Source organism: Actinomadura vinacea (genome assembly GCF_039532545.1).
Classification (GTDB): domain Bacteria; phylum Actinomycetota; class Actinomycetes; order Streptosporangiales; family Streptosporangiaceae; genus Spirillospora; species Spirillospora vinacea.
The window spans coordinates 119,600-141,684 of sequence record NZ_BAAARW010000039.1 but is presented as its reverse complement, the minus strand read 5'-3'; the positions used below and the strand labels follow the sequence as shown (position 1 = coordinate 141,684).

Sequence of the window (22,085 nt, the reverse complement as noted above, 5' to 3'; positions counted from 1 at the left end):
GTGTTACCGGTGGGTACCGGCTCTCGGCCAGAACGCCGCCACCAGGTACACGGCGATCACCGCCAGGACGATCTGGAAGATGGTCTCCCAGAAGTTCCAGCCCCTGGTGTGAAAGCCGAACGCGTTGGCCAGCCAGGTGCCGATGAAGGCGGCCACGATGCCCACCAGGACGGTGAGCCAGATCGAGATGTTCTGCTTGCCCGGCACGATGAGGCGTGCGACCCCGCCGATGATCGCGCCGAAGACGATGGCGGTGATGATCCCCGTGATGGTCATGTCCACTCCTAGGGCCATTGGGCGTCGGGTCAGGTGAATGCGGGCCCGTCACCGACGAAATACCCAGAGTACGAATCAATGACACGACCAGGGCAAATCGCGCCCGAAACCGGGCGCGTTCGCGCGGGGCCCCTTGCCCTGGAACGGCCGGGCATGGTGCGATACCGCCGTGCAAGTGCGCACTTACAGCGGTGCGCGCGAACGCCGGACGTGACGACGAGGGGCGCTGATGGACCAGGCGGAGACCCGGCTGCGGCAGCCGGAGCCGGAGCGGACGCCGGCGGGCCGGACGATCGTCACCGAGCTGGCCGGAACCGTCCGCGAGCACGGCGGCCGGCCCGCCTACTCGGATCGGGTGGACGGCGAGTGGCGCACCCTCACCTGGGCGGACGTCCGGCGGCGCGCCCTGGAGACGGCGGCCGGGTTCGCCGCGCTCGGGCTGCAGCCCGGCGAGGCGGTGGCGCTGATGATGCCCAACCGGTCCGAGCACGTCCTGGCCGACCTGGGCGCCGTGCACGCGGGCGGCGTCCCGGCCACGCTGTACGCGACGCTCGCCGCCGACCAGATCGCCTTCATCGGGGCGGACTGCGAGGCGCGGTACGCCGTCCTGGACGGCCGCGAACAGGTCGACCGCTGGCTGCCCGCGCTGGACCGGCTCCCCGCGCTGCGCAGGATCATCGTGATCGATCCGGCCGCCTGCCCGGACGGTGCCGCCGACCCCGCCGGCCGCTTCCTCACCTGGGACGCCTTCACAGCGCTCGGCCGCGAGCGGCTGGCCGACCCCGCCGGCGCCGCCGAGATCGACCGGCGCGGGCGGGCCCTCGACCCCGGCGACGACGTCACGCTGCTCTACACCTCCGGCACCACCGGCGACCCCAAGGGCGTCCGGATCACCCACTCGATGGTGCTGCACGAGGCCGCGCTGGTGGCGGGCAGTTCGGTGCTGCCGGCCCACCCGTCCGGGATCTCCTACCTGCCGTTCGCGCACATCGCCGACCGGGTGCTCAGCTACTACCTGCCGATCCGGCTGGCCTCGCACGTGCACTTCTGCCCGGACCCGGCGCGGCTCACCACCGTGCTGCGCGAGGTGCGGCCGCACTCGTTCTTCGGCGTGCCCCGGGTCTGGGAGAAGATCATGGCGGGCATCCAGGCGGTGCTGGCCGGCGAGCGGGACGAGGCGAGGCGGGCCGCCGTAGCCCAGGCCCTGGAGACCGGCCGCCGGTACGTCTCGGGCCAGGAGTACGGCAACACCACGGGGCCCGAACTGGCCGCCGCGTTCGAACGGGCCGACGCCGCCGTGCTCACCCCGATGCGGGCGCTGCTCGGGCTGGACCGGGTGCGGCAGGCGTCCAGCGCCGCCGCGCCGCTGCCCGAGGAGGTGGCGCGGTTCTTCGCCGGGCTGGGGCTGAAGATCTTCGACGCGTACGGGATGACCGAGACCACCGGCGCGATCACCGCCAACCTCGCCGACTCGTTCAAGCTCGGCACCGTCGGCCGCGCCTTCCCCGGCGTCGAGCTGCGGCTGGACGAGGACGGCGAGATCCTGGTGCGCGGCGCGACCTGCACCCCCGGCTACCTGAACCGGCCCGCGGCCACCGCGGACCTGATCGGCCCGGACGGCTGGATCCGCACCGGCGACGTCGGCGTGCTCGACGAGGACGGCTTCCTGCGGGTCGTGGACCGCAAGAAAGAGCTGATCATCACCGCCGGCGGCGAGAACGTCGCACCGTCCCTGATCGAGAACCATCTCAAGGAGCACCCGCTGGTCGGCCAGGCGCTGGCCTACGGCGACCGCCGCCCGTACGTGGTCGCGCTGATCACCCTGGACGGCGAGGTCGCCCCGGCCTGGGCGGCCGCGCACGGCGTCGAGCCCGCCGGCCCGGCGGAGCTGGCCGTCCACCCGCTGGTCCTGGAGGAGGTCGGCCGCGCGGTCGCGGACGCCAACGCACGGCTGGCGCGCGTCCAGCAGGTCAAGAAGTGGCGGCTGCTGCCCGCCGAGTGGACGGCCGAGAGCGAGGAGCTCACCCCCACCCTCAAGCTCAAGCGGCGGATCGTGCACACCAAGTACGCCGATGAGATCGACGCGCTCTACAACCGCTAGTGTGCTCGGCGGAGGCGTGCGAGCGCCTGGTGGCCTTCCTGGTCTTCAAAACCAAGGGACCCGAGCATCTCGGGTCGGCGGGTTCGATTCCCGTACGTCTCCGCCACCGTCCCCCCGCGCGGCAGAGGCGTAGCCTGAAGGTATGCGACGCCGGAAGCTGGCGTACGGGATCATGATGGGCACCTGCCTGACGCTGTTCGTGCTGGCCTGGGCGGTGGTGCGGCTGTTCTCGCCGCCTCTGGCCATCGCGATGTCGGTGGTCGCCATGATCATTCCGCCGTTCGCCGCCGTCGTCGCCAACTGGGGCATCGACCGCCGCGACTGACGCCGTCGTGACCGTCCGGCGGAAAGGCGCATCGCGTCCGGGGCCGTTCGGAGGTACCGTCACGGTATGGGGCGGATCACCGTACGCAGGCCGGTCCTGAAGCTGAGCACGGCCGGTGTGCGGGGGCGCAGGCCCGACACGCTGGCGGTCGAGGAGCCGCTGGAGATCCGGGTGGCCGGCCGGCCGTTGACGATCACGATGCGCACCCCGGGCGACGACTTCGACCTGGTCGCCGGGTTCCTGGCGGCCGAGGGCATCATCGGCCGCGCCGACGACCTGGTGGCGATGCGCTACTGCGCCGACACCACCGAGCAGAACACCCTCGACGTGGCCCTGGCGGCCGGCGTGGAGCTGCCGGACGACCTGATGACCAGGGCGTTCACCACCACCAGCGCGTGCGGCGTGTGCGGCAAGTCCAGCATCGAGGCGCTGCGGGTGCAGCGGCCCTACGACGTCGCGGCCGACGGCCTCTCGCTGACCCCGGCGACGCTCGCCGCGCTGCCCGGGCGGCTGCGGGAGGCGCAGCGGGTGTTCGATCGCACCGGCGGGCTGCACGCAGCGGGCCTGTTCGACGGGGCGGGCGAGCTGCTGGTCCTGCGCGAGGACGTCGGCCGGCACAACGCCGTCGACAAGGTCGTGGGCTGGGCGCTCAACAAGGGGCTGCTGCCGCTGTCCGGCCGGGTCCTGATGGTGAGCGGGCGCGCCTCGTTCGAGCTGACGCAGAAGGCGATGCAGGCCGGCATCCCGGTGCTGGCCGCGGTGTCGGCGCCCTCGTCGCTGGCGGTGGAGCTGGCCGAGGACGCGGGCATGACGCTGGTCGGGTTCCTGCGCGGCGAGTCGATGAACGTCTACACCGGGGCGCACCGGATCGACGTCGGCCGCTGACCCGAGCCGGGTGTTCACCGCCCCGCCCACCGGCGTGGTGAGCGTCACTGCGCGGGCGTCTTGACCGGGACGGGAGGCGGCGATTAATTAACGGCGTGTCCAATAAAACCGTCCGGAGGCGGCGGGTCCGCGGCGACGAGGTGGACCTCGCGGTCTACGAGCAAGGCGACCCGGCCCGCCCCACCGTGCTGCTCGTCCACGGCTACCCCGACACCCACGCGGTGTGGGACGAGGTGGCCGCCGACCTCGCCGAGCACCACCACGTGGTCCGCTACGACGTGCGCGGCGCCGGGGCGTCGTCGCGGCCGTTCGGGCGCGGCCGGTACGCCTTCGAGCACCTGATGGCCGACCTGCGGGCGGTGCTGGAGGCGACCGCGCCCGACCGCGAGGTCCATCTCGTCGGCCACGACTGGGGCTCCATCCAGGCGTGGGAGGCGGTCTGCACGATGCCGGACCGGTTCGCCTCCTTCACCTCGATCTCCGGGCCGTGCCTGGACCACGTGGCCCGGCTGACCCGCCGCAACCTGACCCGGCCCACGCCGCGCAACCTCAGGCAGGCGGCAGGGCAGGGACTGCGGTCCTGGTACATCTACTTCTTCCAGACGCCGCTGCTGCCGGAGACGCTGTTCCGCTCCGGCCTGGTCGGGCCGCTCAGCCGGCGGCTGGAGCGCGCCGAGGGCCTCCAGAGCCGTCCCGGGCACCCGGCCCGCACCCTGCCGCGCGACGCCGCCTCGGGCGTGGGCCTCTACCGGGCCAACATGCCCGACCGGATGCGCCGGCCCCGCGACCGCCGCACGGACGTCCCCACCCAGGTGATCGTGCCGACCCGGGACCGGTACGTCTCCCCGCACCTGGTGCGGGGGCTGGGCGGGCGCGTCCCGAACCTGTCGCTGCGGACCATCGCCGCCGGGCACTGGGTGCCGCGCACCCACCCCGCCGTCGTCGCCCGCTGGATCGGCGAGCACATCGCCGGGACCTCCGGCGGGCCGCTCACCGCCGCCGGGGCCCGGGCGCTGCGCCGCGCCCGGGTCGGCCGGGGCCGGCGGCCGTTCGAAGGCTCCCTGGTCGTGGTGACGGGCGCAGGCGGCGGCATCGGCCGGGCCACCGCGCTGGCGTTCGCCGAGCGCGGCGCCGAGGTCGTCGCCGCCGACCTGGACCTCGCGACCGCGCGCCACACCGCCGAGCTGGCCGCACTGGCCGGCACCGCCGGGCACCCCTACCGGATCGACGTGTCCGACGGCGCGGCCATGGAGGACTTCGCCGAATCGGTCCGGCGCGAGCACGGCGTGCCCGAGATCGTGGTCAACAACGCCGGGATCGGCATGGCCGGCTCCTTCCTCGACCACTCGGCGGAGGACTGGCGGCGCGTCCTGGCCGTCAACCTGTGGGGCGTCATCCACGGCTCCCGGCTGTTCGCCGCGCAGATGGTCGAGCGGGGGCAGGGCGGGCACATCGTCAACACCGCCTCGGCCGCCGCGTACACGCCCTCGCGCGTCCTGCCCGCCTACTCCACCAGCAAGGCCGCCGTGCTGATGCTGTCGGAGTGCCTGCGCGCCGAGGTGGCGGGCCGGGGCATCGGGGTCAGCGCCGTCTGCCCGGGCCTGATCAACACCGGCATCACCCGCACGGCGGCGTTCGTCGGGGTCTCCGCCGCGGAGCAGGAGGCGAGCCGGCGGCGCGCGGCGCGCGCGTACGCGCTGCGCGGCTTCGGGCCGGAGCGCGTCGCCGAGCGTATCGTCTCCGCCGTGCGGACCGACGCGGCGCTGGTTCCGGTCACCGCCGAGGCGCGGCTCGGCCTGCTCGGTTCCCGGCTCTCGCCCGGGCTGATGCGGCTGCTCGCCCGCCTGGACGTCGGCTGATCCACGGCTTCGTTTACCGCTCAGGGGTTTTCCCGGCCGCCCGAACATGCGACCTTGGCAAAAGGCGCCCGGCGCACCGCCCCACCGCGGCCCCGCCGGGCGGCGTCCGAAACCGGCACCGGAGCGTGAGCACATGCGGATCCGCGACCTTCTACGCAGAAAAGGGACGACGGTGGCCACCATGCGTCCCGACGCCACCGTACGGGACCTGCTGGCCGCCTTGGCCGAGCACAACATCGGCGCCGTCGTCGTCTCCCCCGACGCCGCCACGATCACCGGGATCGCCTCCGAGCGGGACGTGGTCCGGCGCCTGCACGAGCACGGCGCCGCGCTGCTGGACCGCCCGGTCTCGGAGATCATGACCTCGCAGGTGCGCACCTGCGGCCCCGGCGACGGCGTGGACGATCTGCGCCGCACCATGACCGAGCACCGGATCCGGCACCTGCCGGTCGTGGAGGACGGGAGGCTGGCCGGGATCGTCAGCATCGGAGACGTGGTCAAGAGCGCGATCGACGAGCTGGAGAGCGAGCGGGAGTACCTGGTCGACTACATCCAGCGCGCCCCCTGACCCGGGACCGCCCCCCAGGCTCCGGGGCCGCGGCCGCCCGCCCCGCCGTGTTTCACACATAGGCGGGCAGCGGGCGGGGCGGCGGGGCCGACCGCACCTCCTCGTAGGCCGCGGCCAGCCGGTCGACGGCCTCGCGCAGCGTTTCCGGCGGCAGCACGTACGGCAGCCGGACGCGGTCCTCCAGCACGCCGTCCGCACCGAACACCGATCCGGGCACGACCCGGACCCCGCGCCGTTCGGCGGCCTCCGACAGGGCGGTGGCCACCGGGGCGCCCATCCGGGCCCACAGCGACATACCGCCCTGGGGCAGCCCGAACTCCCAGCCGGGCAGCCGCTCCCGCAGCGCGGCGGCGAGCGCGTCCCGGCCCCGCAGCAGGGCCTGCGCCCGCTCCGCGCGGACCTCCTCCACGCGCGCCATCAGCTCCTGCACGATCAGCTGGTCGATCACTGGGCTGGCGATGTCCACCGGCTCGCGCGCCACGGTCAGCCGGCGGGCCAGCGGCGCCGTCGCGCGGATCCAGCCCACCCGCAGCCCGCCCCACATGAGCTTGGACGCCGACCCGACGCTGATCACCCGGCCGCCGGTGTCGAAGGCGGCCATCGGAGCGGTCCGCGGGGCGGCCGGGTCGTGCGCCAGCTCGGCGAAGGTCTCGTCGGCGACCAGCAGCGCGTCGGCGCGGCGGGCGGCGTCCACCAGCGCGGCCCGGTCGTCCTCCCCCATCAGCAGGCCGGTGGGGTTGTGGAAATCGGGGACGGTGTAGGCCAGGCGCACCGCCGCCTGCCGCATGCTCCCGGCGATCAGCTCCACGTCCCAGCCCTCGTTCACCCCCACCGGCACCAGGCGGGCGCCGTGCCTCCGCAGCGCGCCCAGCGCGTGCGGGTAGGTGGGCCGCTCGACCATGACCGGCGCGCCCGCCTCGACGAGGGTCTGGGTGAGCAGCGTGAACGCGCTCTGCGCGCCCGTGGTGATCACGATCTGGTCGGGGCGGGTCGGGACGCCGTGCTCGGCGTAACGGGCGGCGATCATCTCGCGCAGCCCGGCCAGCCCGGCGGGCTCGTACCCCGGGCCGGAGCTGTAGCGGGGCAGTTCGGCGACCGCCGCCGCGACCGCCTCCTCGAAGATGGCGGGCGCGCCGGGTGTCGCGCAGCCCAGATCGATGAACCCGGGGGTCGCGGCGAGCGGGTGCGCCGTCCCGAACCGCGTGTCGGCCGCGCCGACGCGCGCCGGCACGGCACGGGGCGCGAGCGCGGACATGGTGGTGGGCGGCAGCGCCGTCCAGCTGCCCGCACCTTGCCGGCTCTCGATGTACCCTTCCTCGCGCAGCCGGTCGTAGGCCGCCGTCACCGTCGTGCGGCTGACGCCCAGGGCCGCGGCCAGGTCGCGTTCGGCGGGCAGGCGGGTGCGGAGGGCGAGCCGCCCGTCCAGCACCAGGCCGCGCACCGCCCGGGCGAGTGCGGCGTAGTACGGCCGTTCCTGCGGCACGTCACCGAGCATCCGGGCCAGCTGCGAGCCGCCCACATAACGCGTCCCCATACAGGCCACTTTTCCATATTGGCTCTTCAATAGCCAGGCCAGTTGCCGGGACACTGGTCAAAGTGAGCGACGAGGTGTCCGAGAGGGTGGCGATATGGCCTTGATGGCACGTAGGCTGGTGCAGCTGTACGTGGGATTGGCCTTGTACGGTCTCAGCATCGCCCTGCAGGTGGCATCGGCACTCGGGAACAACCCGTGGGACGTGCTCCATCAAGGCCTGTCACTGCGTTTCGGCCTGTCGATCGGCACCTGGATCATCATCGTGGGCGCGGTGGTGATGCTGGCCTGGATCCCGCTGCGGCAGCGGCCCGGCATCGGGACGATCAGCAACGTCGTGCTCGTGGGCCTCTTCGCCGACCTGTCCCTGTGGCTGCTCCCCGACCCGGGGTCGCCGCCCGCCCGCTGGGCCTACCTGGTCGCCGCGATCATCGTGTGCGGCTTCGCGACCGGCTACTACGTCGGTGCCGGGCTCGGCCCCGGGCCGCGGGACGGCCTGATGACCGGGCTGGCCGCGCGCGGCCGCTCCGTCCGCGTGGTCCGCACCGCCATCGAGCTGACCGTTCTTTCCGCCGGCTGGCTGCTGGGCGGCACCGTCGGCATCGGGACGCTGCTGTTCGCGGTCGCGATCGGCCCGCTCACGCACGTCCTGCTGCCCGTGCTCGAGATCAAGGAGCCCGAGCCGCGGCCCGAGCCCGTCCCGGAGGCCGCGGGCGACCCCGATCCCGAGCCGGCCCGCCGCTGAGCGGCGGCGCGGCTCAGCCCAGCCGCAGCCGGACGACCTGCTCGGCGAGGTCGGCCAGCAGCCGGGCGGCCGAGCCGGTCAGCTCGTCCAGGGTCCGCGGCCCGTCGGCCAGGCTGAAGGCGGCGGTGAGGCCGAGCGCGTGCAGCTCCTCGAACGGCCCGGCGACGCTCCCGGCCAGCGCCACGGCCGGCACGCCCCGCTCGCGGGCCAGCGCGGCGACGACGGAGACGGCCTTGCCTCCGGCGCTCTGGCCGTCCACCCGGCCCTCGCCGGTGAGCACCAGGTCGGCGCCGTCCAGCGCGGCGGGCAGCCCGACGGTGTCGGCCACCAGCTCGGCCCCGCCGGCGGGCTCGGCGCCGAGCAGCGCCACCAGCCCGCCGCAGGTGCCGCCGGCCGCGCCGGCGCCGGGCAGGTCATGCACCCGCACCCCGGTGTGCTCGGCGAGGACGTCGGCGAACCGGGCCAGCGCGGCGTCCAGCTCCCGCACCTGATCGGGCGTGGCGCCCTTCTGCGGGCCGAAGACCTCCGCGGCGCCGCTCGGCCCGACGAACGGGTTGGTCACATCGCAGGCCACCCGGAACCGGGTCTCCCGGACCGTCTTGGCGACGCCCTCGTCGTCGATCGCGGCGAGCCGGGCCAGGGCGGCGCCGCCGGGCGGCAGCTCGTCACCGGCGGCGTCCAGGAAACGCACCCCGAGGGCGCGCAGCAGCCCGGTGCCGCCGTCGGTGCTGGCGCTGCCGCCGATGCAGACGAGGATCTCGCGCGCGCCGTGGTCGACCGCGTCGGCGATCAGCTCGCCGGTCCCGGCCGTGTCGGCGCGCAGCGGATCGGGGTCGGCGTCGGCGACCAGCGGCAGCCCGGACGCCGCGGCCAGTTCCACGACCGCCGAGTCGCCGTGCGCGGACAGGGCGTACCGGGCCCGCACCGGGCGGCCCAGCGGATCGGCGGCGGTCAGCGCCATCTCCTGGCCGCCCAGAGCGCTCAGGAAGCAGTCCAGAGTGCCCTCGCCGCCGTCGGCCATCGGGACGGCGGTCACGTCGGCGTCGGGGTAGGCGCGGCGCACGCCCGCCTCCACGGCGGCGCACACCTCGACGGCGCCGAGGCTGCCCTTGAACGAGTCGGGCGCGACGACGACGCGCGGCGGACGGGAAGTACTGCTCATGCGATCACGGCTCTGCGGTCAGGGTGGTCAGGACGGACGCGAACTCGGCGGGCAGCACCAGCGCGTCGTCCTCGTACCGGGTCTCCAGCAGGGTCAGCTCGCCCGCGCGCCACCAGTACAGGTGCGGGCTCAGCGAGCCGGGGCCGTCCTCGTAGGCGGTGTGGGCCTGGCTCTGCAGCTCCCGGGCGGCCGCGGCGGCGGCCCGGTAGCGGGCCCGCGGCCCGCCCTCGGCGGGCTGGACGGGGTGGGCGACGATCAGGCTGCGGTTGGGGGCGATCACCAGCGCGCCGTACGGCCCGATCGGCAGGTACTCCTCCAGCCAGGCCAGATGGGTGACGGCGTAGAACGTCCAGCCGTGCAGGACCGCCGCCCGGACGCCGCCGAGGTCCTGCTCCTCCAGTTGGAGGGGCCCGTCGGCGCGGACGTTGGCGCGGCCGAGCATGAACAGCGCGTCGCCGGAGACCGGCCAGCCCTCCATCTCCTCGGTCGTGACGGTCCGCACGGTGGTGGGGGTGTCGACGACCACGGCCTCGATCAGGCCGGGCGCGAAGGGCCGGGCGGCCAGCACGCCGTTGTCGGCCTCGGCCGGGTAGATGCGGGTGCGCAGCAGGTGCTGGGCGAGGTCGAAGTCGCTGAGGTCGAGCGGTTCCTCGATCGCGGTGACGATCGTGGTGACGTGGTCGGACACCAGCGCGGGCCAGTCGTCGCGCGGCACCATCCGCGCGAGCTGGCGCAGGTTGCGCATGCTGACGTGCAGGCGGGTGGCGCCCTCCAGCAGCATGACGTCGCCCGGCACCCGCCGGGAGGCGTAGCCCAGGCTCTCGGCGACCAGCACCAGGAGGGAATCCAGGGTGCCGTCGTCGGACGGGTCGGGACGGGCGTGCCGCCCGGTCATCGCGCACCTCCCTGCGGCGACGCGGCCAGGGTCAGCGCGCCGGTGTCGAGCCGGTAGGGGGCGCCCAGCTCCAGGGTCAGCTGGCACGGCCCGTGCCCCACGGGGATTCCGGTCATGATCGGCACGCCGAGCGGGGCCAGCCGCCCGGCCAGGACGGCCTCGACCTCGGCGGGATCGCCGCAGTCGGTCCAGGTGCCCAGCGCGATCCCGGCCGCACCGTCGAACCAGCCGGCCTGGAGCAGCTGGGTGAGCATGCGGTCGATCCGGTAAGGCGCCTCGGCCACGTCCTCCAGGAAGACGATCCGGCCTGCCGCCGGGGGCGGGGCGTCGGGGGTGCCGAGCAGCGCGGCGAGCAGCGAGAGCGTGCCGCCGGTGAGCGGGCCCTCGGCGCGTCCGGGGCACGGCGCGCCGGTGCCGGCCACCGCGGGCTCGTCCGGGTCGCCGAAAAGGATCTTCCGGAAGTGCGCCAGGGAGCGGTCGCGCCGCTCGCCCCGCCCCTCGGCGAACAGCTCGCCGGCGGGCATCGGCCCGAAGGAGGTGGTGACGCCCAGCCGGGCGCCGAACGCCGCGTGCAGCGCGGTGATGTCGCTGGAGCCGTGCAGGATCTTTGGAGCGGTCCCTCGGACGGCCGCGGCCAGCGCGTCCCAGTCGAGGCGGTCGAGCAGCCGGGTGGCGCCGTAGCCGCCGCGGGCGCACAGCACCGCGCGCACCCGCGGGTCGCACCAGGCGGCCTGCAGGTCGGCGGCCCGGTCGGCGTCCTCGCCGGCCAGCCGCTGCCAGCCCGGACGCTCGGGCCCGGCGAGGCCGCGGCGGTCGAGCGCGTGGCCTGCCACGTCCACCTCGAGCCCGAGTTCGCGCAGCACCTCGGCGCCCGCCGCCAGCCGGGCCGGGTCCACCGGGCCGCTGGGAGCGATCACGACCACCCGGTCGCCCGGTCTCAGCCGGGCGAACCGGCGACGTCCGGGACCGGTTCCGGCCTCCGGCCGATGAGCCGGATCATGAACAGGATCACGGCCCGGTTCGCCGTCGCGCTCGCCGGCCGATCCGGACAGGCGATCGGCGGTACGGTCAAGTGGCCGGTCGGACACGCTCCGGCGGTCGTCCTCTGCCCCCGCGCGGGCGACCCCGCTCACCAACCCGATCCCTCCTCGCTCCGCAACGGATAGAGCTTGTCAGGATTGAGGCCGGAGGGGAAGAGGGCGCCGGTCACGACCCGCCAACAAACCGTTACCTCCACCGCACCGATCCCGCCCCGGAACGCCCGGCGATGGACACGCCCGACGTTCCGCCCAGAGACACAACGTGCTGTACGGCCTGCGGGCGGCGCGGGTTCAACGCGGTACTCGACGCGGCGGTCAACACGGTGTCCGACAGGGCCGACGGGCGGCCCGGCAGGCCCGTCACGTGCGCGAACCCAGCGCCAGCCCGACCAGCCGGGGCAGCGTCTCGCCGATCGGCCGGCGCAGCACCGCGTCGGCCAGCTCGTCGTACGGCGTCGGCTCGGCATTGACGATCACCAGCCGGGCGCCGCGCTCCACCGCCTCCAGGCACAGTCCGGCGGCCGGCTGGACGGTCAGCGAGGTGCCCACGGCCAGGAACAACCCGCACGCGCGGGAGGCCCGGATCGCGGCGTCCAGGACGTCCTCCTTGAGCGCCTGCCCGAACGAGATCGTCGCCGACTTCTGGATGCCGCCGCACTCGGGGCAGGGCGGATCCTCCTCGCCCGCGTCCACCCGCGCGAGCACCTCGGGCATCGGCGTGCGCAGCCCGCACGCCAGGCACTCGGCCTCGCGCATGGTGCCGTGGATCTCGATCACCGCGCCGGCGCCGGATCCGGCGCGCTGGTGGAGGCCGTCGATGTTCTGCGTGATCAGCGCGCGCAGCCGGCCGGCGCGCTCCAGCTCGACCAGGGCGGCGTGCGCGGCGTTGGGCTCGGCGGCCCAGGCCGGGTGGTCGCGGCGGGACCGCCAGGCGCGCCGCCTGACGTCGGCATCGGCCAGGTACGCGTCGATCGTGGAGATCGCCGCGGCGGACGGGTCCTTGGTCCACACGCCCTGCGGGCCGCGAAAGTCGGGGATTCCGCTGTCGGTGCTGATGCCGGCCCCGGTGAGTACGGTGATCATGCCCGAGTCCGGCAGCCAGCCGGCCAGCGTCGTCACGCTCATGGTCACAGGCTAAGACCGGAACGCCCCATTCTGGACTGATTATTCTGGCAGGCTACGGGCAGTCACAGGGGACTGGGTCGCCGGGGAGTCCCACCCTCGCCGAAGTGAGAGACTGGGCGGTGGTATGAAGGCAACGCCGCACATCCTGGTGATCAACGGGACCAAGGTCCGGCGCCCGGTGTTCGTTCTGGGCTCCCCGCATTCCGGTGCCGACCTGCTGGCCCGTGCCGTGAAGCGCTCGGCCGGGTTCCATCTGACGGTCGGGCGGCCCGGCGTGCTCCGGGTGACCTACGCGTTCGCGCGGCGGCCCTCGATCGCGACCGACCGCGGCCGGGGCGCCGCCCGGGTGCTCCGCGACGCCTACGCCGAGGCGTGGCAGATCTCCGGGCGCGGCTGCGCGGAATGCCCCGCCGAGTGCTGGGAAGCCGCGGGGCTGCGCCGGCTGCCCGAGTCCGCCGAGGCCGACACCGGCCCGTGCGTGGAGCCGCGCGGCGTCGACCGCTTCGCCGACGCCTCCCCCGACCTGCTCTACAGCGCCGACGTGCTGCTGGACGCCTTCCCCGACGCCCAGCTGCTCCAGGTGATCAGGGACGGCCGGGACGTGGTCGCCGACATGCTCGACGACGAGCGCTGCCTGGCCTGGTTCAAACCGGGCCTGACCAACCTGGACGAGGTGTTCCCCAACCCGTTCCTGGGCGTGGAGGAGGTCGTGGAGCGCACCCGCTGGCCGCGCGCGGCCGCCGCGGTCAAATGCGCGCTGCGGTGGCGCGGCTCCGTGCGGCTCAGCGCGAAACTGCGGGCCCAGACGCCCGAGGAGCAGCTGATGACCGTCCGGTTCGAGGATCTGGTGCGGCGACCCGGCCAGGTCTCCGACGAGGTCTCGGAGTATCTGGGGTCGCAGCTCTCCAAGCTCGCGCTCACCAACCTGGTCCGCGAGGCCGAGGGGCGCGCCGAGCCGCGCAGAGGCGAGATGCGCAGAGGCGAGATGCGCAGAGGCGAGATGCGCCGTGCCGAGCCGCGCCGCGCCGAGCTGCGCAGGGGCGAGCCGCGGCAGGGCGAGCTCCGCAAGGGCGACGGGCGGCGCGGCGACCGGCGCCGCGGCGAGGGCCGCAGGAACGACCGGGACGGCGGCGACGCCCGGATCGGCGGCTGGCGGGAGCGGCTCACCCCGCGCCAGCTCGCCCAGGTGGAACGGATCGCCGGTACCGAGCTGAGCCGTCTCGGCTACCCGCTCAGCACCGGCGGCTGACCGGCGGGCCCGGTCGGGGCCCGGGCCGGCCCTCGGGCGAGGGCCGGCGGGCGGCGCCTCTCGGCTCTCGGCCGGTCAGCGCCGGCGCAGCAGCCCGGCCGGGGAGGCCGGGAACCGGGGGCCGAGCCATCCGATGGCCACCCCCGCCGCGCCCAGCCCCACCAGCAGAACCGTGTAGCGCGCCGGGCCGCTCTTGGTCACCCGTGCCGGGCTGGGCACCGGGCCGATCATCAAACGCACCTTGCTGCTCCTCTTCGTGTCCGTGCGACGCCGCATGGGGGACGCCGCACGCCGATCCGCGCCGCGCGGATCGGGCGGACGCCGCGCGCCATCGGCTCTCACGTTGACTGTGACGCGCGCAGATGGCCGTCGGGTTTCCGTCCCGGCGCGGCGAAAGAAAGACAAGGAAACCGCATCCTGCGCGCGGATACGGGTGATTCCCGGGAAACCGGTGTTCACTCCTGGGAAAGCAGTGAACCCCGCCGGCCGTCGCCGTTCCCGTCACCGCTCGCGGCCGCGCCGCCGGCCTGGTGGGCGAACTGGGTGCGGTAGAGCTCGGCGTACAGCCCGCCCTGGAGCAGCAGCTCCTCGTGCCGCCCGCGCTCGGCCACCCGGCCGTCCTCGATCACCAGGATCTGGTCGGCCTCCCGGATCGTCGACAGCCGGTGCGCGATCACCAGTGAGGTGCGGCCCGCGAGCGCGGTGCGCAGCGCCCGCTGGACGGCGGCCTCGGACTCGGAGTCCAGATGCGCGGTGGCCTCGTCCAGCACCACCACCGACGGCGCCTTCAGCAGCAGCCGGGCGATCGCCAGCCGCTGCTTCTCGCCGCCCGACAGCCGGTAGCCGCGGTCGCCGACGACCGTGTCCAGCCCCTCGGGCATCTCCCTGATCAGCTCGCCGATGTGCGCGGCGTCCAGCGCGGCCGTGATCTCCTCGTCGGTCGCGTCCGGACGGGCGTAGCGCATGTTGACCCGGATGGTGTCGTGGAACAGGTGCGCCTCCTGGCTGACCACGCCGATCTGGGAACGCAGCGACTCCAGGGTCACCTCGCGGACGTCCTGCCCGCCGATCCGCACCGCGCCGCCGGTCACGTCGTACAGGCGGGAGACCAGGTGCGTGATGGTGGACTTGCCCGCCCCCGACGGGCCCACCAGCGCCACCAGCCGGCCGGGCTCGGCCGTGAACGACACCCCGTGCAGCACCTCGCGGCTCGGCGCGGTGTCGGCACGGGCGATCGACTCCAGCGAGGCCAGCGACACCTCCTCCGCGGACGGGTAGGCGAAGGCGACGTCGTCGAACTCCACCGACGGCGCCTTGTGCCTCGCCGCGGCGCTCCCCTTGCCCAGGTTCACGGGTGCCGCCGGCACCCCGCCCGGCGAGGCGGCGCCGTCGCCGCCCAGGACGCGGGCGTCGTCCCGGTCGGCGATCAGCGGCTTGAGGTCGAGCACCTCGAACACCCGGTCGAAGCTCACCAGCGCGGTCATCACGTCGACATGGACGTTGGACAGCGCGGTCAGCGGGCCGTACATCCGGGTCAGGAGGGTGGCCAGGGCCACCAGGGTGCCGAGCTGGAACGCGCCGTCCACGACCAGGAAGCCGCCGACGCCGTACACCATGGCCGTGGCCAGCGCCGCGACCAGGGTGAGGGCGGTGAAGAACACCCGGCCGTACATCGCCGCGACCACGCCGATGTCGCGGACCCTGGCGGCGCGGTGGGAGAAGTTCTCCTCCTCCTCGGCGGGACGGCCGTACAGCTTGGCGAGCATCGCGCCGGCCACGTTGAAGCGCTCGGTCATGAGCGAGCTCATCTCGGCGTCCAGCTTCATCTGCTCGCGGCTGATGCCGGACAGCCGCTTGCCGACCCACTTGGCCGGGAGGATGAACACCGGGAGCAGCACCAGCGCGATCAGCGTGACCTGCCAGGACAGCACCAGCATGGTGATCAGCACCAGGATCAGGCTGATCACGTTGGAGACCACCGAGGACAGCGTGGTGGTGAGGGCGCGCTGGGCGCCGATCACGTCGTTGTTGAGCCGGCTGACCAGCGAGCCGGTCTGCGCCCGCATGAAGAACGCGACCGGCTGCCGCTGCACGTGCCCGAACACCTGGGTGCGCAGGTCGTAGATCAGGCCCTCGCCGACCCGCGCCGAGTACCAGCGCTGCGCCAGCCCGAGCACGGCCTCCAGCAGCGCCAGCCCGGCCACCGCCACCGCCAGCCAGATCACCAGGTCGTGCCGCGCGGGCACGATCCCGCGGTCGATGATCGCCTTGAGCAGCAGCGGGTTGGCGACCACGATCACGGCACCGAGCGCGTTCAGCGCCAGGAACAGCACCAGCTCGCGCGTGTACGGGCGGGCGTACCCCGCGATCCGCTTGACGGTGCCGGGCTTCAGCCGCTGCTGGGTGACCGATCCGTCGCGGCGGAACGAGGCCATCACTTGCCAGCCGTTGCCCGGCGTCCCCGGCATCCCCACTTGCAGCCTCCGAGATCTCTTCGACACCGCCCGCACCGGCCCACCCGGAACCGGTCCGCGCGGAGAGACGCGTAATCAAGTAAGCCTCTCAGCGTCCGCGCCCTAGAACGCCCGCGTGCCGCGCGGGCTTCCCGGCTCCGCTCACGGCGTAACTCCCGCCTCGACACGGCCGATACCGGGCGCCGTGCTGGACGCCTCCGGCCCGGCGGGATAAAAGTGATCAACATCGTCAGGCTCATCACCCCCAGGAGCCCCCGTGACCCGACGCCTCATGCGAGGCGGCGCCGGCGTGATCACCCTCGTCGCCGCGCTGCTCGCCACGACCGCGCCGCCCGCCGGGGCCGCGCCCGCACCCGCGGCACCGCCCAGGATCAAGGTGGAGAACGGCGAGACAAGGCCCGTCTTCTCCCGCGCCGAGGCGGTCACCCAGACCGTCGACATCGAGACCGCCGTCGACAGCGACCGGGACGGCGTCCGCGACCGGGTGCGGATGCGGATCATGCGGCCCAAGGAGACCGACCAGGGCCTCAAGGTGCCGACCATCCTGGAGCCCAGCCCGTACTGGGCCGGCACCCACGACATCCCGCTCTACCCGGTGGACGTCGACGGCGCGCAGGCGAAGAAGGGCGCCGCCGCCAAGCGGAACCTGGCCGAGATCTTCCCCGGCTACTACGACAACTACTTCCTGCCGCGCGGCTACGCGATCGCCAACCTCGACAGCATCGGCACCGGCGGCTCGACCGGCTGCCCGACCTCCGGGGACCGCGCCGAGCAGCTCGGCACCAAGGCCGCGGTCGACTGGCTGAACGGCCGCGCCCGCGGCTGGGCCCCGGACGGCTCCCCCGTCAAGGCCGGCTGGTCCACCGGCAACGTCGGCATGATCGGCCAGTCGTACAACGGCACCCTGCCGAACATGGCGGCCGCGACCGGCGTCGAGGGGCTGAAGGCGATCGTGCCGATCGCCGCCATCTCCAGCTGGTACGACTACTACCGGGCCAACGGCGGCGTCGTCGCGCCGGGCGGGTTCCAGGGCGAGGACCTCGACATCCTCGCCAAGGTCGTGCTCACCCGGCAGAACCCGGAGGTCTGCCAGAAGGTCATCGACGAGCTGACGGCGACCCAGGACCGCGTGACCGGCGACTACAGCCGGGTCTGGGCCGAGCGGGACTACGTCCGCGACGCCCGCAAGGTCCGCGCGGCCGTCATGGTCGTGCACGGTCTCAACGACTGGAACGTCAAGGTCAAGAACTCCGTGCAGTGGTGGAACGCCCTCAAGCAAGCGGGCGTGCCGCGCAAGCTGTGGCTCCACCAGGCCAACCACGCCACGCCGTTCCGCTGGCGGCTGGAGGAGTGGCTGCGGCAGACCCACCGCTGGTTCGACCGGTGGCTCTACAACATCGACAACGGCATCACCAAGGAGCCCCGCGTCGACATCGAGCGGGCGCCGGGGCAGTGGGAGACCGCGCGCGACTGGCCCGTCCCCGGCACCCGCGACGTGCCGCTCAGCCTGAACGCGGGCGCCGGCGCCGGCCAGCCCGGCGACCTGTCCCCGCGCCCGCGCCCGGGCGCCGTGCAGTCCCTGGTCGACGCCGGGCGGACCCGCACCGCCGAGCAGCTCCTGGTGAACGAGGACCAGGCCGACCCCAACCGGCTGGCCTTCCTCACCCCCGCGGTCAAGGAGCCGGTCCGGATCAACGGCATCCCGAAGGCGGACGTCAGGGCGTCCCTGGACGGCCGCTCGCCGTACCTGACGGCGCTGCTGGTCGACTACGGGACCGACACCCGTCCGACCGGCGCGCGCGTCGACACCGGCGAGCGGGTCTGCTTCGGCGAGGGCGTCCCGGGCGACGACGGGTGCACGACCCGGCAGGCGCACCGGACCGAGACCGCCGCATTCAAGATCATCACGCGTGGTTGGCTGGACGCCCGCAACCGGCGCGACCCGTCCCGCACCGAGCCGGTCACGCCCGGGAAGATGTACGACTTCCGCTGGGACTTCGAGCCCACCGACTATGTCGTCAAGCCGGGCCACCGGCTCGGCGTGATCGTCCTGTCCACCGACTACGACCACACGCTGCGCTACCCCGCGGGCACCCGGCTGTCACTGCGGCCGGGCGTCAGCAAAGTCTGGCTCCCGCTCGCCCGCGGCGGCCGCGAAGCGCTGCGCTGGGAACCGAGAGGCTGAGAATCTGAAGAGCACGGCCCTCGCGTCCGGGGCCTCCGGCCCGGGGGCCGTGCTCAAAGTGCCGACCTACGGCGTTCGCCTGGAGGCGCCCGCGAGGCCCTGGGCTAGGGCCTGTCTCGAAGTGGCCAGGTAACGCGCGAGCGCGTTACCTGGCCGGTGAGGCAATGCCGGAGGCGAGCCTCACCGGCCAGATCGCGAAGCGATGTCGCGCTCGCCCAGGCCCGGTCAGGGTGCGAGCCGCCAGGCGAGCCCCTGGGCCGGGACTGCGAAAACACAGCCGTCCGGGCCGGCCCCTCCCCGGCCGGCCCGCCGGTCATGCTCCCGGGGGTCGCCCCGGGCTTCCCCCTCCCCGGCCGTGGCCGGTTCCGGTCGTGTCTCCACGACCTTCCCGTCCGCCGTCTCCTCCGCGCGTGCCGCGTGCCTGCCGCGCCGGGTGCGGCACGCACCGGACGCGCGGCGGAGACGGGAAACGGTCCTCCCCGGCCCGCCCGCCGCCGCGGCCGAACGTGCTCGGCCGGGCGGCGGGTCGGGCGGTGCGCTCAATCGGGGGTGGTGGGCCTCCGTTCAGGACTTCTTGCCGCGGGTCGCGCCACCGCGACCACGCAGGTTGACGCCGGATTCGGTGAGAATCCGGTGGATGAACCCGTACGAGCGGCCGGTGGCGGCTGCCAGGGCGCGGATGCTCTCGCCGGAGTCGTACCTCTTCTTGAGTTCCGCCGCCAGCTTGTCGCGCTCGGCACCGGTCACGCGGGTGCCCTTCTTAAGGGTCTCGGCCACGAGTACCTCCCGTAGTGATGTGGTGACCGCTGCGTTATCCCCCGCCATGATCAGTCATTCCCGCGCGTTCGGCTACCCACTCCACCAGAAAAGATCTGCGTGGGATGCCGTGCAGGTCACGCAAGCGCCACTAGATCGGCAAACTCGTCACTCCAGATGTCTTCTACACCATCTGGCAGCAAAATCACTCTTTCCGGTCGGAGCGCGTCCACCGCGCCCTCATCGTGCGTCACCATGACGATGGCGCCGGTGAAGGTGCGCAGCGCCGCCAGGATCTCGGCGCGGCTGGCCGGGTCGAGGTTGTTGGTCGGCTCGTCCAGGAGCAGCACGTTCGCGCTGGACACCACCAGCATGGCCAGCGCCAACCGGGTCTTCTCACCGCCCGAGAGCACGCCCGCGGGCTTGTCGACGTCGTCGCCGGTGAAAAGGAACGAGCCGAGGATCTTGCGGGTCTCGACCGGGGCCAGGCCGGGCGCGGCCGACTGCATGTTCTCCAGCACCGAGCGGTCGACGTCGAGGGTCTCGTGCTCCTGGGCGTAGTAGCCGACGCGCAGGCCATGTCCGGCCACGACCGTGCCGGTGTCGGCTTTGTCGACGCCGGCCAGCAGCCGCAGCAGGGTGGTCTTCCCGGCGCCGTTCAGCCCCAGGATGACCACCCGGCTGCCGCGGTCGACCGCCAGATCCACATCGGTGAAAATCTCCAAGGATCCGTACGATTTCGACAAACCCTCCGCGGTGAGCGGGGTCTTGCCGCACGGCGCCGGATCGGGAAAGCGGATCTTGGCGACCTTGTCGGCCCGCCGCTCGCCCTCCACCCCGGCCAGCAGTTGCCGGGCGCGCCGGTCCATCTGCTGGGCGGCCTTGGCCTTGGTCGCCTTGGCCCGCATCTTGTCCGCCTGCGACAGCAGCGCGTCCGCCTGCCGCTGGGCGTTCGCCGACTCGCGCTTTCGCCGCCGCTCGTCGGTCTCGCGCTGGCCGAGGTACTTCTTCCAGCCGACGTTGTAGATGTCGATCACGCTGCGGTTGGCGTCCAGGTGGAAGACCCGGTTGACCACCGCGTCCAGCAGCTCCACATCGTGGCTGATCACCACCAGGCCGCTCTGGTGGGACTTGAGGTAGTCGCGCAGCCAGACGATCGAGTCGGCGTCCAGGTGGTTGGTGGGCTCGTCCAGCAGCAGCGTGTCGGCGTCGGAGAACAGGATGCGGGCCAGCTCGACCCGGCGCCGCTGCCCGCCGGAGAGGGTCCCCAGGGGCTGGGCCATTACCCGGTCGGGCAGCCCCAGGCTGGAGGCGATCGAGGCGGCCTCGGCCTCGGCGGAGTAGCCGCCGAGCACGTGCAGCCGCTCCTCGAGCCGCCCGTAGCGGCGGACGGCCCGGTCGCGGTCGCCGTCGGTCGCGGTCGCCATCCGCTCCTCGGCCTCGCGCAGCTCGCGGATCACCTCGTCCAGGCCGCGCGCCGACAGGATCCGGTCGCGGGCCAGCTCCTCGAGGTCGACGCCACGCGGGTCCTGCGGCAGGTAGCCGACCGTGCCCGAGCGGGTGACGGCCCCCTGGGCGGGCTGCGACTCGCCGGCCAGGACCTTGGTGAGGGTGGTCTTGCCGGCGCCGTTGCGGCCGACGAAGCCCACCCGGTCGCCGGGGTTGACGCGGAAGGTGGCGCCTTCGATCAGCAGCCGGGATCCGGCGCGCAGCTCGATGTCGTTGGCAATGATCACGGTGAGGGCTTCCCCTGACGGAGGACACGACGACTGACACGGACGACTGGCACGGGGGTGTGGCTCGGAGGAACGGCAAGGGGGCGGGACCCGGCGCGGGACCCTGGCGAGCGAGATCGCACGGACGCGAAAGAGCGCGTCACGATCCGTGACCATGACGCGCTTGGGACCGGTCAGCTCGGGAACGACAGCATCTGATCAGTGTACGTGACGCCGGAGGCCGGTCCCGGCCGCGCCCGGACCCGTCCGTACGGACGAGGGGCCGGCGCGGTGGCGACAGGACGCGGCCGCGCCCCGGGGGGCACGCCGCAGCACCGCACGGACACGAATCCGACGAGCGAACCGCAACCACACGAACAACCACACGAAGGAGTGTGCGTCCGATGACCCTTCTCACCGGCAATCCGCCGACGGGCACGCCCACCTGGCTCGACCTCGGCATCCCCGATCTGCAGCAGGCAGCGGAGTTCTACGGCCGGCTGTTCGGCTGGGAGTTCCAGGACTACGGCGCCGAGGCGGGCCACTACCACGCCTGCCTGCTGCGCGGCGAGCCCGTGGCGGGGATGATGGAGAACCCCGACGCCGGCGCCGACCACTGGTGGAGCGTCTACTTCGCCACCGACGACTGCGACGGCACCGTCAAGCGGGTCACCGACGCGGGCGGCAGCGTCGTGGAGCCCCCGATGGACGTGATGGACCAGGGCCGGATGGCCATCCTCAAGGACGCGTCGGGCGCCCAGTTCGGCCTGTGGGAGGGCCGCGCGCACATCGGCTCCCGGATCGTCAACGAGCCCGGCTCGTTCGTCTGGAACGAGCTGGTGGCCCCGGACTCGGGGCGAGCCGCCGACTTCTACCGGTCGGTGTTCGACTGCACGCTGGAGCCGATCCAGGGCGAGATGGACTACATCGTCCTGCACCGTCCCGACGGGCACGGCATCGGCGGGGTCATGGGGGTGCCAGGGACCGCCTCGCCGGCCTGGTACACCTACTTCGACGTGGAGAACACCGACGAGGCGGCGGAGCTGGTGCGGGAGAACGGCGGTATGGTCCTCGCCGAGCCCGAGGACACGCCCTACGGCCGCATGGCCACGGTCAACGACCCCTTCGGGGTGGAGTTCCGGCTGATGAAGCCCGCCGAGATGTAGCCGTGGAGACACGGCGGCCGGAGCGGAG

At 73.6% G+C, this 22,085-nt stretch carries 20 protein-coding genes and 1 tRNA gene; 11 read left to right on the top strand and 10 right to left on the bottom strand.

Annotated features, from left to right (window positions below):
• Positions 1-3: 3 nt before the first annotated feature.
• On the bottom strand, positions 4-276 hold the full coding sequence (locus ABD340_RS41930) for a GlsB/YeaQ/YmgE family stress response membrane protein (RefSeq protein WP_344596999.1): 273 nt from the start codon (positions 274-276) through the stop codon (positions 4-6).
• A gap of 229 nt (positions 277-505) precedes the next feature.
• Here ABD340_RS41930 and ABD340_RS41925 point away from each other — a divergent pair, with 229 nt between their 5' ends.
• From ABD340_RS41925 to ABD340_RS41900, 6 genes are all read left to right on the top strand, one after another.
• Positions 506-2,377, top strand: coding sequence for an AMP-dependent synthetase/ligase (locus ABD340_RS41925; RefSeq protein WP_344596997.1), 1,872 nt, complete (start codon positions 506-508; stop codon positions 2,375-2,377).
• Between the two features lie 10 nt (positions 2,378-2,387).
• A tRNA-Sec gene (locus ABD340_RS41920) sits at positions 2,388-2,483 on the top strand.
• A 36-nt stretch (positions 2,484-2,519) separates the two neighbouring features.
• Complete coding sequence (locus ABD340_RS41915; protein ID WP_344596995.1) at positions 2,520-2,702, top strand: DUF3099 domain-containing protein; 183 nt, start codon at positions 2,520-2,522, stop codon at positions 2,700-2,702.
• Between the two features lie 66 nt (positions 2,703-2,768).
• Complete coding sequence (fdhD, locus tag ABD340_RS41910; RefSeq protein WP_344596993.1) at positions 2,769-3,587, top strand: formate dehydrogenase accessory sulfurtransferase FdhD; 819 nt, start codon at positions 2,769-2,771, stop codon at positions 3,585-3,587.
• A 95-nt stretch (positions 3,588-3,682) separates the two neighbouring features.
• Positions 3,683-5,446 (top strand): SDR family oxidoreductase, encoded by a 1,764-nt coding sequence (locus tag ABD340_RS41905; RefSeq protein ID WP_344596992.1) that lies wholly within the window; start codon positions 3,683-3,685, stop codon positions 5,444-5,446.
• Positions 5,447-5,579: 133 nt separating this feature from the next.
• Positions 5,580-6,014, top strand: coding sequence for a CBS domain-containing protein (locus ABD340_RS41900; protein WP_344596990.1), 435 nt, complete (start codon positions 5,580-5,582; stop codon positions 6,012-6,014).
• 52 nt (positions 6,015-6,066) lie between these two features.
• On the opposite strand, the gene yczR is transcribed toward ABD340_RS41900, so the two are convergent.
• Complete coding sequence (gene yczR, locus ABD340_RS41895) at positions 6,067-7,548, bottom strand: MocR-like transcription factor YczR (RefSeq protein ID WP_344596989.1); 1,482 nt, start codon at positions 7,546-7,548, stop codon at positions 6,067-6,069.
• 94 nt (positions 7,549-7,642) lie between these two features.
• Here yczR and yczE point away from each other — a divergent pair, with 94 nt between their 5' ends.
• Complete coding sequence (yczE, locus tag ABD340_RS41890) at positions 7,643-8,290, top strand: membrane protein YczE (protein ID WP_344596988.1); 648 nt, start codon at positions 7,643-7,645, stop codon at positions 8,288-8,290.
• 13 nt (positions 8,291-8,303) lie between these two features.
• Here the strand turns inward: yczE and ABD340_RS41885 are convergent, their stop codons facing one another.
• From ABD340_RS41885 to ABD340_RS41875, 3 genes are read right to left on the bottom strand one after another with little or no spacing between them, the layout of a single operon-like run.
• On the bottom strand, positions 8,304-9,452 hold the full coding sequence (locus ABD340_RS41885; protein WP_344596986.1) for a glycerate kinase: 1,149 nt from the start codon (positions 9,450-9,452) through the stop codon (positions 8,304-8,306).
• Positions 9,453-9,456: 4 nt separating this feature from the next.
• A complete protein-coding gene (locus tag ABD340_RS41880; RefSeq protein WP_344596985.1) occupies positions 9,457-10,347 on the bottom strand; it encodes a hypothetical protein in 891 nt (296 codons plus the stop codon).
• Positions 10,344-11,264 carry a S66 peptidase family protein gene (locus ABD340_RS41875; RefSeq protein ID WP_344596983.1) on the bottom strand — a complete coding sequence of 307 codons (921 nt, stop codon included), beginning with the start codon at positions 11,262-11,264 and terminating at the stop codon, positions 10,344-10,346. Before ABD340_RS41875 ends, ABD340_RS41880 begins: the two co-directional genes overlap by 4 nt.
• A gap of 81 nt (positions 11,265-11,345) precedes the next feature.
• Here ABD340_RS41875 and ABD340_RS41870 point away from each other — a divergent pair, with 81 nt between their 5' ends.
• Complete coding sequence (locus ABD340_RS41870; protein ID WP_344596981.1) at positions 11,346-11,513, top strand: hypothetical protein; 168 nt, start codon at positions 11,346-11,348, stop codon at positions 11,511-11,513.
• A 234-nt stretch (positions 11,514-11,747) separates the two neighbouring features.
• Here the strand turns inward: ABD340_RS41870 and ABD340_RS41865 are convergent, their stop codons facing one another.
• Complete coding sequence (locus ABD340_RS41865; RefSeq protein WP_344596980.1) at positions 11,748-12,512, bottom strand: SIR2 family NAD-dependent protein deacylase; 765 nt, start codon at positions 12,510-12,512, stop codon at positions 11,748-11,750.
• Positions 12,513-12,636: 124 nt separating this feature from the next.
• Here ABD340_RS41865 and ABD340_RS41860 point away from each other — a divergent pair, with 124 nt between their 5' ends.
• Entirely contained in the window at positions 12,637-13,761 is a 1,125-nt protein-coding gene (locus ABD340_RS41860) for a sulfotransferase family protein (RefSeq protein WP_344596978.1), read from the top strand.
• A gap of 75 nt (positions 13,762-13,836) precedes the next feature.
• On the opposite strand, the gene ABD340_RS41855 is transcribed toward ABD340_RS41860, so the two are convergent.
• Together ABD340_RS41855 and ABD340_RS41850 are read right to left on the bottom strand one after the other, a co-directional pair.
• Entirely contained in the window at positions 13,837-14,001 is a 165-nt protein-coding gene (locus ABD340_RS41855; RefSeq protein WP_344596976.1) for a hypothetical protein, read from the bottom strand.
• 215 nt (positions 14,002-14,216) lie between these two features.
• Positions 14,217-16,229 carry an ABC transporter ATP-binding protein gene (locus ABD340_RS41850; protein ID WP_344597531.1) on the bottom strand — a complete coding sequence of 671 codons (2,013 nt, stop codon included), beginning with the start codon at positions 16,227-16,229 and terminating at the stop codon, positions 14,217-14,219.
• 262 nt (positions 16,230-16,491) lie between these two features.
• On the opposite strand from ABD340_RS41850, the gene ABD340_RS41845 reads away from it, so the two are divergent.
• Complete coding sequence (locus tag ABD340_RS41845) at positions 16,492-18,420, top strand: Xaa-Pro dipeptidyl-peptidase (protein WP_344596975.1); 1,929 nt, start codon at positions 16,492-16,494, stop codon at positions 18,418-18,420.
• Between the two features lie 564 nt (positions 18,421-18,984).
• Here the strand turns inward: ABD340_RS41845 and ABD340_RS41840 are convergent.
• Both ABD340_RS41840 and ABD340_RS41835 read right to left on the bottom strand, forming a co-directional pair.
• A complete protein-coding gene (locus ABD340_RS41840) occupies positions 18,985-19,197 on the bottom strand; it encodes a helix-turn-helix domain-containing protein (RefSeq protein WP_012852589.1) in 213 nt (70 codons plus the stop codon).
• A gap of 116 nt (positions 19,198-19,313) precedes the next feature.
• The gene (locus ABD340_RS41835; RefSeq protein ID WP_344596973.1) at positions 19,314-20,912 is read right to left on the bottom strand and encodes an ABC-F family ATP-binding cassette domain-containing protein; all 1,599 of its coding nucleotides are present in this window, start codon (positions 20,910-20,912) and stop codon (positions 19,314-19,316) included.
• A 383-nt stretch (positions 20,913-21,295) separates the two neighbouring features.
• On the opposite strand from ABD340_RS41835, the gene ABD340_RS41830 reads away from it, so the two are divergent.
• Positions 21,296-22,057, top strand: a complete 762-nt coding sequence (locus ABD340_RS41830) for a VOC family protein (protein ID WP_344596971.1) — start codon at positions 21,296-21,298, stop codon at positions 22,055-22,057.
• Positions 22,058-22,085: the final 28 nt, after the last annotated feature.